The organism is Roseibium sp. RKSG952 (assembly GCF_009711355.1).
Map to the genome: position 1 here is coordinate 1 of NZ_SMMF01000838.1, position 14,884 is coordinate 14,884.

Here is a 14,884-nt window from a genome sequence, read left to right on the forward strand (position 1 = left end):
ACCGCCCTGAAAGGCGTTCCGTGAACACTCAATCTCCATCCCAAACAGATGATAGCGGGCAGAATTAGCATGTTTACCTGCACGGACCAGCAGGTATGCAGAGGTCTCATGTTATACTAACGGCTCGAATTGTTGATCCATTTGACTTGGTTTTCCGCGGGTTCGGCTAGGAGAGTTTCGAAGGGCGATGCGTGGCATCGTTCGAGAAGCTGGACGCTGTCCGAACCGGCGGAAAATCAGGCCTGCGGTGGGGTCAGGGCTTTTGTCAGGCGTCGCTACACCGCTCTCCCGGCCATAAAGCCGCGCTGCGCGATGCGCCTATCCGACAATTGCCTTGCTCCCATCAAAAGGGTCAATAATTTGGGCGGTTGGTGTTCTCTCTCAACTGCTGGCAAGGGCTGCCGCTGCGCGGGCGCGGTCCTCGATCCCGGTCCAGTCTTCGGCGGCAATCGCCTTGGCATCGGCGATCCAGGAGCCTCCAACGCAGAGCACGTTGGGCAGTTTAAGGTAATCGGGAGCCTTGTCCACGCTGACGCCGCCGGTCGGGCAGAATTTCGCAGCTGCAAGCGGGGAGGACAGGGATTTCAGATAGGCCGCGCCACCTGCCTGTTCTGCCGGAAAAAACTTCAGCCGCGTGTAACCGCGTTCCAGAAGTTCCATCACCTCCGAGGCCGTCGCAGCCCCCGGCAAGAGCGGAACCTTGTGCGTTTCTGCGGCATCCAGCAATGTGCCGGTCGCACCGGGCGAGACAATAAACTGCGCGCCAGCGGACACCGCCGCGTCATAGTGCTTTCCTGTCAAAACTGTCCCGGCCCCTGCGATCGCGCCTTCGACATGATCGTTGACGGCCTTGATGGCCTCAAGGGCATGCGGCGTGCGCAAGGTGATCTCGATTGCAGGCAAACCGCCGCGAACAAGCGCTTCGGCCATCGGTACGGCCCTTTTTCGGGTCCTCGATCACCAGAACCGGGATCACCGGGGCAGCCAGCAGGACGCGTTCGATTTGTTCAATATTCTGGGGCATCAAATGGTCTCTTGAAACAGTTTATCGGCCAAAGACATGGGCGCCGGTGTCGGCGCTGCCGACCACGTGGCGGAAGGCGGTGAACAGATCGCGGCCAACACCATCATGATGTGCGCTCATGTCCTGCGTAGCCGGTGTGCGGGCGGCAAACTCGGCCGCGTCGACGAGGACCTCCAGTTTGCCGGTGACGGCATCGACCCGGATCAGGTCGCCGTCCCTGATCTTTGCGATATCACCGCCGTCTGCGGCCTCGGGCGTCACATGGATTGCGGCCGGCACCTTGCCGGACGCGCCGGACATGCGGCCGTCGGTGATCAGGGCGACCTTGTGTCCGCGGTCCTGCAGGATCCCGAGTGACGGCGTGAGCTTGTGAAGCTCCGGCATGCCGCAGGCTTTCGGGCCCTGGAAGCGCACCACTGCCGCAATGTCACCGGTAAACTCCTTGTTGGAGAAGGCGGTCAGAAAATCGTCCTGCGAATGGAAAACACGGGCCGGGGCTTCGATGACATGGTGTTCCTTGGCGACAGCGGAGATCTTGATCACCGCCTTGCCGATGTTCCCGGTCAGCATTTTCAGGCCGCCATTGGGTTGAAACGCCTTGGAGAAGGGGGCGAGCACGGTTTCATCGCCGGAGGTCCCGGCAACCGGCCGCCGGACGACATTGCCGTCGCCGTCCAGTCCGGCCTCGACGGTGTAGCCGGAAAGATCCGTGCCGAAGACCGTGCGCACATCCTGATGCAGATAACCAGCCGACAACAATTCGCGGATCAGGAAGCCGAGACCGCCAGCTGCCTGGAAGTGGTTCACATCCGCCTTGCCATTCGGATAGACGCGTGCAAGCAGCGGCACCACGTCGGAGAGTTCGGAAATGTCGTCCCAGGTCAGCCTGATCCCGGCCGTGTTGGCCATGGCCACCAGATGCATGGTGTGATTGGTCGAGCCGCCGGTTGCATGCAGGCCGATGACGCCGTTGACGATGGCCTTTTCATTGATCATTTCGCCGACCGGTGTGAATTCGTTGCCAAGTGCGGTGATTGCCAGGGCGCGCTTGACCGCTTCCTTGGTTAGAGCATCGCGCAAGGGGGTGCCCGGATTGACGAAGGAGGCCCCCGGCATATGCAGGCCCATGATCTCCATCAGCATCTGGTTGGAATTGGCGGTGCCGTAAAAGGTGCAGGTCCCCGGCGAGTGATAGGCCTTGGATTCCGATTCAAGCAGTGCATCGCGGCCAACCTTGCCCTCGGCATAGAGCTGGCGGACCTTGGCTTTCTCGTCGTTGGAAATGCCGGTTGTCATGGGACCTGCGGGAATGAAGATCGCTGGCAGGTGGCCAAAGGACAGGGCGGAGATCACCAGACCCGGGACGATCTTGTCGCAGATGCCGAGAAACACGGCGGCGTCGAACATCTGGTGCGACAGGCCGACGGCCGCTGCCATGGCAATGACATCCCGGGAGAACAGAGACAGTTCCATGCCGTCCTGGCCCTGGGTGACGCCGTCGCACATGGCGGGAACGCCGCCCGCCACCTGCGCCACCGCACCGGCCTCATGGGCCGCCTGCCGGATCAGGTCCGGGTAGCGCTCATAGGGCTGATGAGCGGAAAGCATGTCGTTGAACGCGGTGATGATCCCGAGATTGGGCACCACATCGCCGGAGAGCGCGGCCTTGTCCGACAGGCCGCAGGCGGCAAAGCCATGGGCGAGATTACCGCAGGACAGGCGGGAACGGCGCGGGCCCTCTTCGGCTGCACGCGCGATACGTTCCAGATAGGCGGACCGGCTGTCATGACTGCGCCTGGCGATACGTTCGGTCACTTCACCGATGCGGGCTTGGATGGTCATGGGTTTGTCCTCGTCAGATGCCTCTCCTCCAGAGATGGAGCAGAAGCTGTTCCGGTCAAAACCGGCGGTGTCAGATCGTTGCGGTTCGATATTTCAATCGATTTAAATACCATGCATGACACCGGAATGGCATCAAGCATTGTTTCCTGTCAGAAACCCTCTTCGGCCCAGGTGCGCCCGTCGCGCTCGATCAGGGCGATAGAAGCCGAAGGCCCCCAGGTGCCTGCGGTATAGTTGCGCGGCATGTCCTTGGACGCATTCCAGGCTGCGAGGATCGGGTCGATCCAGGCCCAGGCCGCATCCACTTCGTCGCGGCGCATGAACAGGGTCTGGTTGCCACGGATCACGTCCATGATCAGCCGTTCATAAGCGTCCGGATTGCGGATCTTGAAAGCATCGGCAAAGCTCATGTCGAGCGGGACCTTGCGCAGGCGCATGCCACCGGGGCCCGGGTCCTTGATCATGATCTGCATCTGCACGCCTTCATCCGGCTGCAGGCGGATGATCAGCCGGTTGGCCGTGATCGAACCTGCTTCCTCGCTGAAGATGGAATGCGGGATCGGGCGGAACTGGACAACGATTTCCGAAACGCGTTTTGCCAGCCGCTTGCCGGTGCGCAGATAGAACGGAACGCCTGCCCACCGCCAATTCGCAATTTCCGCCTTCAGCGCCACGAAGGTTTCCGTGCTGCTGCCGTCATGGCCGAGTTCTTCCAGATAGCCCGGAACCGCGCCCCCCGCAGAGGCGCCAGCGGTATACTGGCCGCGGACAGTGAGCTTGTCCGCAGTGTTCTCGGTGATGGGGGCGAGCGCTTTCAAAACCTTGAGCTTCTCGTCGCGAACGCTGTCGGCGTTCATCGATTCAGGCGGTTCCATCGCGACCAGACACAGAAGCTGGAGCAGGTGGTTCTGGACCATGTCGCGCAGGGCTCCGGCCGTGTCGTAATAGCCGGCGCGGCCGCCGACCCCGAGGGATTCCGCAACCGTGATCTGGACATGGTCGATATGGGCCGCATTCCACAACGGTTCGAACAGGGCATTGGCAAAGCGCAAGGCCATCAGGTTCTGAACGGTTTCCTTGCCGAGATAATGGTCGATACGGAAGATCTGGTCTTCTGCGAACACCTTGCCGATCGTCGCGTTCAGGGTGCGCGCGGATGCACCGTCTTTCCCGATCGGCTTTTCGATCACGACCCGCGATTGCGCGTTGACCAGATCCGCCTTGCCGAGATGCTCGCAAATCGTTCCGAACAGGTCCGGCGCAACCGCGAGATAAAAGGCACGGATCACATCCGGGCGGTCGTCGAGAAGTTCCTTGAGGGCGTCAAAACCTTCTCCGCTTCCGACATCAATCTGGACATAGCGCAGCCGTGCCAGGAATTTGGACAGCTGATCCTCGTCAAGGTCGGACACGTGCTCATTCAACGCATCCTTCGCCCATTGGCGGTATTCGTTATCCGTGTAGGCCCGCCGGGAAGAGCAAATGATCCGCGCGTCTTCCGGCACCTGCCCGTCGTGAGCGCGGTGATAAAGCGCCGGGATCAGTTTCCGGTGCGCCAGATCCCCGGACGCGCCGAAAACCACCAGATCGAACAGTTCAACCTCAATCACCCGTGCCACCATGACATTCGGCCCTTAATTCCTGTAGTTTTGAAGGCGTTTTAAATCGATTTAATTCTGTTGTCAGCATTTATTCCGAGTGCGCCAGCAGCGAGGGCAGTTCGCTCTTGCGCGGAAGGTTCGCGCCACGGCGTGTACAGGTCAATGCCGAAGCCTCAATGGCGAAAGACACAAGCGCCCGAACGCGGGGTTCGTCAAGGCTGACGAGCGCGTCTCGTGTGGTTATCCCGGTTTCGGTCAGGCCATGAAGCAGGGCAGCCTGGAACGTGTCGCCGGCGCCGACCGTGTCGGCAACTGCGACCGGCTTGCCGTCGAACACGAAGCGGCCGGTCTTTGTGAAGACCTCTGCACCCTCTCCACCCCGTGTCACCACAACAAGCCCGGTCCCGCCGTCGAGCCACCCTTGGGCGATCTCATGCGCAGGCACGCCGGGTTCGATCAGGTCGAGATCTTCGTCGCTCACCTTGATCACGTCGGCCAGGCCGGACAAGGCATGGGTATTTTTGCGCCAGCGCTCCATGTCGCCGACAACGGTTGGGCGGATGTTGGGGTCGAAGGAAATCAGGCTGTGCTTCTTTTCGCGGGCGATCAGCTCTTTGAGAGCGGATGCGACCGGCTCCACCAATGCGGTGTATGAGCCTATGTGGATGAAGGAAAACGGCTCCGTGACCCTTGGCAGGTCGGCTTGTGTGACAAGACGGTCGGCCGCATTCTCGCCGTAAAACGTGTAGGAGGGTTGCCCAGATGCATCCCGGTTCACCACACTCAGCGTGGTCAAGGCGGGGCTGCGATGAACAAGCCCGGTTTTCACGCCTTCCTCACGCAGCTTCAAGACGAGTTTTTCACCCAGTGCATCAGTTGATATGCCGCCAAAAAATGCTGCCTCCGAACCGAGGCGTGTCAGGCCAACTGCGACATTGAACGGCGATCCGCCGATATGGGCTTCGAATTGGATCGGGTCTGCCGCGGGATCTCCGGCAAACATGTCATAAAGTGCTTCACCGCAAACGAGTATCATGAAGGGTCCAGTTTAGAGAACAACAAGAGGGCCGGTTCACCTCGTGAGCAGGCCCTCAGGGAAGAGCGTGGATTGATTGCCTCAAGCTGCCATGGAGTCGGGCGGTTCCATGGCGCCGGTCATGATGGCAACAGCGTCGGACATGGAAAACGCGTCCGGTTTGATCACGGTGGCGCGCTTGCCCAGCCGGTGGATGTGGATCCGGTCTGCGACTTCGAACACATGGGGCATATTGTGGCTGATCAGCACGATTGGAAGTCCCCGGGCGCGAACATCCTTGATCAGTTCAAGAACGCGCCGGCTTTCCTTGACCCCAAGCGCTGCCGTCGGCTCGTCCATGATCACGACTTTCGAGCCGAACGCTGCAGCCCGGGCGACCGCCACCCCCTGGCGCTGACCGCCGGACAGGGTTTCAACCGCCTGGTTGATGTTCTGGATCGTCAGAAGTCCCAGTTCGCTCAGCTTGTCCCGCGCGATCTTTTCCATCTGCCTGCGGTCCAGTTGCCGGAGCCACTTGCCCCGGAAACCCGTTTTCCGGATTTCCCGTCCCATGAACATGTTGTCGGTGATCGACAGGGCAGGGCACATGGCCAGCGTCTGGTAGACCGTTTCAATGCCTGCGTGACGGGCATCGTTGGGTGAAGTGAAATGTATCTTTTCGCCGTCCAGCCAGATCTCGCCGTCATCGGGCGTGACCGCTCCGCTCAGCGCCTTGATCAAGGTGGACTTGCCGGCACCGTTGTCGCCAATCACCGCAAGGATCTCGCCGGGATAGAGCTCGAAATCCGCATGGTCCATGGCCACGACCCGGCCGTAGCGCTTGACGAGGTTTTTTGCTTTCAGAACCGGTTCCATCAGACTGACACCTTTCTGATCCATTGGTCGACGGCCACGGCGGCGATGATCAGCAGGCCGATCAGCAAGTATGTCCATTGCGCATCAGCGCCGAGAAGACGCAGGCCGAGTGTGAAAACGCCGACGATCAGCGCACCGAACAGGGTGCCGAGAATGGAGCCTCGTCCGCCGAACAGGGAAATGCCGCCAATTACCACCGCAGTGATGGATTCGATGTTGGCCAGTTGCCCGGAGGTCGGAGACACCGAGCCGATTCGCCCGATCAGGGCCCAGCCGGCAAAGGCGCAGATCAGTCCCGACAACATGTAGACGGAGATCAGGGTTCGCTTGACCTGAACACCTGAAAGCTGTGCGGCTTCAGGGTCGTCGCCAACAGCGTAGACATGGCGTCCCCAGGCGGTTTGGCGCAGGCAATAGGCGAGCACCAGCACCAGAGCGACCATGAAAATCACCCCATAGGTGAAGATAGCGCCGCCGACACTCACCTTGTTTCCGAAGAACTGCAACAGCGGCGCCATTTCGGCAATGTCCTGGGACCGGATTGTTTCGTTGGCCGAATAGAGAAAGTTTGCAGCCAATATGATCTGCCACATGCCCAACGTGACAATAAAGGGCGGCAGTTTGACCACCGCGATCAGAAAGCCGTTGATGTAACCGCACAAGGTTCCGCAGGCGAGCCCGAACAGGACGGCGATTTCGGGCGGCAATCCGTAGCGGAAGGTGAATTGCCCCATCACCACCGACGACAGCACCATGATTGCGCCAACGGACAGGTCAATTCCGGCTGTCAGGATGACCACACTTTGCGCCGCCGCCACAATCCCGACGATCTGGACCTGCTGCAGGATCAGGGTCAGGGCGAAGGGAGAAAAGAATTTCGACCCGAGCAGAATTCCGAAAATGGCGATGGACAGGATAAGGACGATCAGCGGCACCAGGGACGGGGTCTGGTGCAATGCATGCTGGAGTTTGTGAACGAAACCGTGATGGTGGTCTTCGAATTCTGCGACCGCTTGCGGGCTTTTCGCAACTGCGGCCTCGAAATCCGAGGGCCCGCGCGTCGTGCTGTTTTTCGAGGCCATGCCCCTGCCTCCCTAGGTGTCTTGTATGGGGGGAGCGGTGCTCACCCCCAATTTGCAATACCGAATGAACGGAGTGATCAACCCCAGCAGAGGTTCATGCCCTCGGCCGTATCAATCGATGGCACGCCTTCAGCCGGCTTGTCGGTCACAAGGGCAACGCCGGTGTCGAAAAAGTCCTTGCCTTCTGTCGGCTGCGGCTTGGTGCCGTCCTGAGCGTATTGCGCGATGGCCTCGATACCCAGGGATGCCATCAGCAAAGGATACTGCTGCGAAGTCGCGCCGATCACGCCGTCCTTGACGTTCTGAACGCCCGGGCAACCGCCATCGACAGACACGATGAGCACATCGTTTTCACGGCCGATGGCCTTGAGGGCTTCATAGGCCCCGGCGGCTGCCGGTTCGTTGATGGTGTAGACGACATTGATCATCGGATCACTGGCGAGGAGATTTTCCATGGCCCGGCGGCCGCCTTCCTCATTGCCCGCGGTGACGTCATTGCCAACAATGCGCGGGTCGGTTTCGTCACCCCACTTGTTCGGGTCTTCGAGGTCGATACCGAACCCTTGCAGGAAGCCCTGGTCGCGCAAAACACCAACTGTCGGCTGGCTGACGGCAAGGTCGAGCATGGCGATCTTGGCATTGTCCGCGTCGCCGCCAAGGGTGGCCGCAGCCCATTGGCCAATCAGCTCACCGGCCAGAAAATTGTCCGTGGCGAAAGTGGCGTCGGCGGAGTCGATCGGATTGAGAGGGGTGTCGAGCGCGATCACCAAGAGGCCATTGTCGCGGGCCTGTTGCACCGCCGGAACGATGGACGAGGTGTCGGACGCGGTCAAGAGAATGCCCTTCGCGCCATCGGCAATGCAGGTCTCAATGGCGGCAACCTGTGTCTCGTGATCGCCGTCAACCTTGCCTGCGAAAGACTTCAGGTCGATGCCGAGTTCGTTCGCCTTGGCCGTCGCGCCTTCCTTCATCTTGACGAAGAACGGGTTGGTATCCGTTTTCGTGATCAGGCAAGCCGTGACGTCTTCCGCCATCGCGGGCGTTGCCGCCATTGCCGCGAGAACGGATGCGGTTCCAAGCAATTTCCGGATCATTCTCTTTCCTCCCTGGCCTGGTTTGGACTGTGGGCGGGTCCGGAGCTGCCAGTTGCTCCGGCCGCGCTCTTCGGGCCGGTTACGCTGCACCCTCCTCATGGACAGCGGCTCCGGCAGAGCCATGCACCTTGCCACCTGTCAGTATGGTGGCGCGTGGCGAGAAGTTGAAAAACAGGGGCAGTGTGGCCGCGCCGATTGCACCGGCATCCTGGCTGAAACTCCCCGTCAGGATATCAGGCGTGTCCCGGGCTTCCGGGGCAGCCTCTTCAAGCGCGGTTTTCAGTTTCTGGCTGAGATCCCTCAGAAACCCGCCATCCAGGTCGGAATCGATCACCAGAACCGGCAGGTCGATAAGCGCATGGGCTGCCCGCATGGTCGGCGTCAGCGCGTCGATGCAGTCGTCGATCCACTCGTCGACCTCCGGGCGGTCATCGTCGTAGGCGGCCTGCAAATCAAGGCGCGAGAGCGATGAAAAGTTTTCGGGGTCGAGATGGCGGGCAAGGGAAACCAGAGAGACCCGGGACAAGAGAATGTCCCAAGGTTTCTTTTTTTCCGGAGCCGTGCTCAGTTTGCCGTGCTGAACCGGCATCATGGCGACATCGCCGGCATTTCCGGTCACGCCTCGCACCACGTCCCCGTTCAACACCAGCCCGCCGCCGATCGCAGGCCCGAGGAACAGATAAAGGAAATCGTCGTTGTGACGGCCATGGCCGTAAAACAGTTCCGCGACCGCCGCAGCTGTTCCGTCGTTTTCCCGGAACGTCGGCAGGCCGCATCGCGCCGCGAGGTCCGGCTCGGGGTCGTAATCGTCCCATTTCATGAAATTTGCAGGTGGAAGCCCGAGGTCATGCAGCCACGCACCCAGATTGAACGGCTGGGCAATGCCGATCCCGGCAATGCGGTTCTGTTCCTCTGGATCCAGCAGGGTCTTGAGCCCGTCAAGGTCCTTTTCGATGATGTCCAGGGCCTGGTCGGGAGGCGGCAAGATCATGTCATGCGCCCGGCGGCCAATCACCTTGCCCTCGAAATCGATCAAAACGGTTTCAAGGCTTGTCCGGTCGATGCGGACACCGAAGCTGAAGGCTCCGCGTGGTGCGAGTTTCAAAAGGGTCGCCGGCTGCCCTCTGCCGCCATCATGGCGCTTTCCGGTTTCGATGATCAGGCCATCGTCGATCATTGCCTGAATGATCCCGCCGATTGCGGCATTCGTCAGCTTTGCCGAGCGTGCGAGATCGGCTTTCGAGGCAACGCCTGCCTTGCGCAGCATCTGGAGCACAATGCGCTCATTGTACCGGCGCAACTGAGCCGAATTTGATCCGCGTGCGCTGTGTCCTGCATCAACCACCTCTAGCCCTCCCAAGCTGTCCGGCGCGGCGTTCCGGCAGATTTGCTGCCCTTCACGATTAATTATTCGTGGTTTAATAATTAATCGAAGACACGTTCCTGTCAAAGGAAAATGATGCTGCGCCGCAGCAGACGTGCCATTTTCGGCAAAAAGTCAAAACATTACAGATGATTAGAATTAATCATCGTGGAATTACCCAAAGTCAGGTTTTCACACATGACACGCAGATGCAACTTGAAAGGAATTCACAATATCAGCTGGCGTTGTCTTTGCCTGAAATTATCTTTTTGTGACTGTCCTGCAGCCGGTGCACGCCGGATAATTTGCGTGCATACACAAACGCGGTAATGCCAAGTTGCGCGGACAAGTGATATCGATGCAACTTGGATTTGAAGGGCTGCAAAACGGCGCAGCCCAAAAACAAGAACAGGAGCCGGACATGATTGAAAGCCTGCATGGTGTTGAGTTTCTTGAGCGGGCCATTGCGGCCGGAGCCGGCGAAACAAAAGCCGATCTGGTCATTAAGGATGCCCGGCTTTTCAGTGTTGTCGACGGCTCGACTGTTGAAACCGATATTGCCATTGTCGGCGACCGGATTGTGGGGACCCATGCGGTTTATGCTGGCGAAACGGAAATCGCGGCCGGCGGACGGGTTGTCGTGCCCGGCTTCATCGACACGCATTTGCATATCGAAAGTTCGCTTGTCACCCCCTTTGAGTTCGACCGCTGCGTTCTGCCTCATGGCGTGACCACTGTCATTTGCGACCCGCACGAGATAGCCAATGTTCTCGGGCAGGAGGGGATCCGCTATTTTCTGGAGTGTTCCGAACGGACGCTGATGGATGTGCGGGTCAACCTGTCATCCTGTGTGCCTGCAACCCGGTTCGAGACCGCCGGGGCCTGTCTTGAAATTGCCGACCTCCTGCCGTTCCGGGATCACCCACAGGTGATCGGTCTGGCCGAGTTCATGAATTTTCCGGGTGTGATCCACTGTGATCCGTCGGTGCTTGCAAAGCTCGCGGCGTTTCAGGACGGTCATATCGACGGCCATGCGCCGCTTCTGTCCGGTTTGGCGCTGAATGCCTATCTGTCAGCCAGGATCAGAACGGATCATGAGGCAACCACTGCCGGCGAAGCGCTCGAAAAGCTTGCAAAAGGCATGACGATCCTGATCCGGGAGGGATCTGTGTCGAAGGATCTGGATGCGCTGGCGCCGATCCTGCAGCCGGATGTGTCCGCGTTTGTGGCGCTGTGCACCGACGACCGCAATCCGCTCGATATTGCCGAAGAGGGTCATATCGACAGCATGATCCGGCGGCTGATTGCAAAGGGCGCGCGTCCGCTCGACGTCTACAGGGCTGCGAGCTGGTCGGCCGCAATTGCCTTCGGGCTCAAGGATCGCGGGCAAATTGCACCGGGCTGGCGGGCCGATCTTGTCCTTCTGGATGATTTTGAGGACTGCCGGGTGGGCGATGTGATCACCGGTGGCCGTCTGGTCACCGAAGCTGCCTTCAAGTCCCGCGGCACAGTCCCGCCGGTGGGCCTCGACAGTGTCAAGGCACCCGGCGTGACTGCGCAAAGCTTCAAGGTGCCTGCCCGGAACTGGGAAAGCCGGGTCATTGGCGTGGTGTCGGGCCGGATTATCACGGAAGACCTGTCCAAATCGGTCCCTGTCTCGGATGGCGAGGCCCGGATCGACACAGGCCAGGATGTTTTGAAAGTCGCGGTTGTCGAGCGTCACAAGATGACCGGCAACATCGGCACGGCCTTTGTGTCCGGGTTCGGCATGAAACAGGGCGCAATCGCATCTTCGGTTGGTCACGACAGTCACAACATTTGTGTGGTCGGAGCGGATGAGCGCTCCATGGCGGCGGCCGTCAATCGGGTGATCGCGTTGAAAGGCGGGTTCGTTGTTGCGAATGGCGAAGAGATCAAGGCAGAACTGGCCCTGCCGCTGGCCGGTCTCATGAGCCTGGAGCCGTTCGAGCATGTCCATGACGCGCTTGAGGCCCTTCGTCTTGAAGCCAAGCGTCTCGGCTGCACGTTGCCGGAGCCGTTCCTGCAGGTCGCCTTCCTGCCATTGCCGGTGATCCCGCATCTGAAAATCACCGATCTGGGCCTGTTCGACGTCAATGCGTTCGAACTGGTAGACCCGGCCGCATGATCCTGACCCTTGCCGTTTCCGGTTACAGATCGCTCCGGGAGGTGGTGTTGCCGCTGGAGCGCATCACCGTGATTACGGGTGCCAATGGCAGCGGCAAGTCGAGCCTGTACCGGTCCATCCGTCTGCTGGCGGAAATCGCGCAAGGGCGGGCAATCGCCTCGCTCGCCCGCGAGGGCGGCTTGCCGTCAACGCTCTGGGCCGGTCCGGAACAGTTTTCGCGCGCCATGAAATCGGAAGATCTCCCGGTTCAGGGCACGCGCCGGACGAGTGTGGTCAGTCTGAAGCTCGGCTTTGCCGACGAGGACTACGGCTATGCCATCGATCTGGGGCTACCGGTTGCCGACGGAACGTCATTCTTTAATGCGGACCCCGAAATCAAGGCGGAGGCGCTTTGGGCGGGGGAGGCCTTGTCGCGTGCGAACGAGATTGCCGGACGTCATGGCCCCACGGTTCAGGTCTTGAACGACCGTGGGCGCCGGGTTCCTGTCGTGACGGACCTGGCGCGTTTCGACAGCATGATGACCCATGCAGCGGATCCGAAGGACGGGCTGGAACTGCTGGTGATGCGCGAGCGTATGCGGGCCTGGCGATTTTATGATCATTTCCGCACCGATGCCGATGCGCCGGCAAGAGCGCCAAAAATCGGAACGCGAACACCTGTTCTGGCATCGGACGGGACGGATCTGGCTGCGGCCTTGCGCACGATCATGGAAATCGGCGATCCGGGGGCGCTGCAAGACGCTGTCGATGATGCCTTTCCGGGATCCCGTCTCGAGATCCTCGTCAATGATGGCTATTTCGAAGTGGTGATGCATCAGCACGGGCTGTTGCGGCCCTTGCGAACGGCTGAACTTTCCGACGGAACCTTGCGGTATCTGCTTCTGATCGCCGCCTTGTTGTCGCCGCGGCCCGCGCCGCTTCTGGTGCTGAACGAGCCGGAAACCAGCTTGCATCCCGCCCTCCTGGAGCCACTCGCCCGATTGATCCTGAAGGCCGGCGAGCGTGCTCAGGTCATCGTGGTTTCGCATGCCGCGGCCCTGATTTCGGCTCTTCAGACAGATGCGGCCTGTGCGCGCTACGAGTTGCGGAAGGAGCTCGGGGAGACCGTTGTCGACGGGGCTGAGGCGCCCAAATGGACTTGGCCGAAACGGTCGTGATTTGCCGTGTTGCCGCCGGTCTGGCACACTGGACAATCAGACACCGATACTAAACGAAAGACAAATACGGTGATCCGTTGATCTTTCAGTGGTTGCAACCTATCGTCGAAAATACGGCGTTGGGCACATTTTTTGGATGGGGTGTCGTTACGTCGTGAGTTGACGTTCACGGAACCATGTGGCCATGTCGATGCAAAGACCGGGAACGGTCGCGCCGGGTGACAAGGCGGTACGCAGGCGAGGAAGCGTTCGGGTCTTTGGTATTATGACCCGGCGTTTAGGAATGCGTTGCTGAGGCACTCGAGCGTTTCAACTAGATGAGCGTTGGAGTTCGCCAATGACGACTGCGGAGGAGTGGAACGCGGCATTCACAGCCCGTCCCGTGCACGAGTATCTTGACAACACGGTCGCCGCCTTTGGCAATCGGCCGGCCGCTGATTTCATGGGCCGGGTCTGGACCTACAAGGAACTCGGTGCGATGGTCGACCAGACCGCCGCCGGCTTGAAGGCAATGGGTGTCAAACCCGGTGTCCATGTTGGTCTTTGCCTGCCGAACACGCCTTACTACACGGTGTTTTATTTCGCCATTCTGAAGCTCGGCGCCACGGTGGTGAACTTCAATCCGCTTTATGTGGAGCGCGAACTGGCGTTTCAGGCGCGTGATGCGGATGTCCGCATTATGGTGACGATGGATCTCAAGGTCATTTATGACAAGGTCGAGCAGGTCCGTCAGGAAAAGATCCTGGACAAGATCATCGTCTGCCCGATGGCCGGAATCCTGCCAACGGTCAAGAAGGTTCTCTTCAGCCTGCTGAAGCGCAAGGAAGTCGCCGATATACCGAATGACAGTGCGCATATCCGGTTTGCCGATTTGCAGAAGCATGGCAGAACGGTCAGTGCGCCCAGCATCGACATCGAGGAAGACATCGCGGTCATTCAGTATACCGGCGGCACGACCGGTGTTCCGAAAGGGGCCATGCTGACCCACCGCAATCTGTCGGCCAATATCGAGCAGATGAAGGCCATCTTTTTCGAGGCGGAGCCCGGCAAGGAAAAGGTCTTGTGCGTCATTCCGTTCTTCCACGTCTTCGCGATGACGGTGGGCCAGAACCTTGCGGTTGTCTTGGGCGCTGAAATGGTCATGCAGCCGCGCTTCGAACTGAAGGACGTTCTTGCAGGCGTGGCCCGCAAGAAGGTGACCTTGTTCCCGGGCGTGCCGACGATCTTTACGGCGATCAACAACTCGCCCCTGATCAAGAATTACGACCTGACCAGCATCAAGCTTTGTCTCTCCGGAGGCGCACCGCTGCCGGTGGAGGTCAAGGAGAACTTCGAGAAGCTGTCCGGCTGTATTCTCGCCGAAGGCTATGGCCTGACCGAAACTTCGCCCTGCGCGTGCGCCAACCCGCTCAGCCGGGACAGCCGGGCCGGGTCGATCGGCCGGCCGGTCCCGGGCACCGAGGTCCGCTTTGTCAGCATCGAGGACCGCAAGACCGAAGTGCCGAAAGGCGAAAAGGGCGAGCTTTTGCTCCATGGTCCGCAGGTCATGAAGGGCTACTGGAAGCGGGACGACGCGACACAGGACACGATCGAGCCGGACGGATATCTCCACACCGGCGATGTCGGTTATCAGGACGCGGACGGCTTCATCTATCTGGTCGACCGCATCAAGGACCTGATCCTG

Annotated in this window: 10 protein-coding genes and 1 pseudogene; 3 read left to right on the plus strand and 8 right to left on the minus strand. The window is 60.0% G+C overall.

Going from position 1 to position 14,884, the window contains the following annotated elements:
- Positions 1-381 precede the first annotated feature (381 nt).
- From eda to E1297_RS09555, 8 genes and pseudogenes are all read right to left on the minus strand, one after another.
- Positions 382-1,024: pseudogene (gene eda, locus E1297_RS09520) on the minus strand (bifunctional 4-hydroxy-2-oxoglutarate aldolase/2-dehydro-3-deoxy-phosphogluconate aldolase).
- 21 nt (positions 1,025-1,045) lie between these two features.
- The gene (gene edd / locus E1297_RS09525) at positions 1,046-2,866 is read right to left on the minus strand and encodes a phosphogluconate dehydratase (protein ID WP_155137167.1); all 1,821 of its coding nucleotides are present in this window, start codon (positions 2,864-2,866) and stop codon (positions 1,046-1,048) included.
- A gap of 149 nt (positions 2,867-3,015) precedes the next feature.
- The gene (gene zwf / locus E1297_RS09530) at positions 3,016-4,488 is read right to left on the minus strand and encodes a glucose-6-phosphate dehydrogenase (protein ID WP_155137170.1); all 1,473 of its coding nucleotides are present in this window, start codon (positions 4,486-4,488) and stop codon (positions 3,016-3,018) included.
- Positions 4,489-4,555: 67 nt separating this feature from the next.
- Positions 4,556-5,503 (minus strand): carbohydrate kinase, encoded by a 948-nt coding sequence (locus E1297_RS09535; protein WP_155137173.1) that lies wholly within the window; start codon positions 5,501-5,503, stop codon positions 4,556-4,558.
- Positions 5,504-5,584: 81 nt separating this feature from the next.
- Positions 5,585-6,382, minus strand: a complete 798-nt coding sequence (locus E1297_RS09540; protein ID WP_155137176.1) for an ATP-binding cassette domain-containing protein — start codon at positions 6,380-6,382, stop codon at positions 5,585-5,587.
- On the minus strand, positions 6,358-7,440 hold the full coding sequence (locus E1297_RS09545; RefSeq protein ID WP_155137179.1) for an ABC transporter permease: 1,083 nt from the start codon (positions 7,438-7,440) through the stop codon (positions 6,358-6,360). The genes E1297_RS09540 and E1297_RS09545 overlap by 25 nt, the downstream gene beginning before the upstream one ends.
- 77 nt (positions 7,441-7,517) lie before the next feature.
- The gene (locus E1297_RS09550; protein ID WP_155137182.1) at positions 7,518-8,534 is read right to left on the minus strand and encodes a sugar ABC transporter substrate-binding protein; all 1,017 of its coding nucleotides are present in this window, start codon (positions 8,532-8,534) and stop codon (positions 7,518-7,520) included.
- Between the two features lie 79 nt (positions 8,535-8,613).
- A complete protein-coding gene (locus E1297_RS09555) occupies positions 8,614-9,879 on the minus strand; it encodes an ROK family protein (RefSeq protein ID WP_209015726.1) in 1,266 nt (421 codons plus the stop codon).
- 439 nt (positions 9,880-10,318) lie between these two features.
- Between E1297_RS09555 and ade the strand changes: the two genes are divergently transcribed.
- The 3 genes from ade to E1297_RS09570 form a co-directional block, all read left to right on the plus strand.
- A complete protein-coding gene (gene ade / locus E1297_RS09560) occupies positions 10,319-12,043 on the plus strand; it encodes an adenine deaminase (RefSeq protein WP_155137195.1) in 1,725 nt (574 codons plus the stop codon).
- On the plus strand, positions 12,040-13,200 hold the full coding sequence (locus E1297_RS09565) for an AAA family ATPase (protein WP_155137185.1): 1,161 nt from the start codon (positions 12,040-12,042) through the stop codon (positions 13,198-13,200). Before ade ends, E1297_RS09565 begins: the two co-directional genes overlap by 4 nt.
- 337 nt (positions 13,201-13,537) lie before the next feature.
- Positions 13,538-14,884, plus strand: a 1,347-nt coding sequence (locus tag E1297_RS09570) for an AMP-binding protein (protein ID WP_155137188.1), incomplete at its 3' end; no start/stop codon positions are given.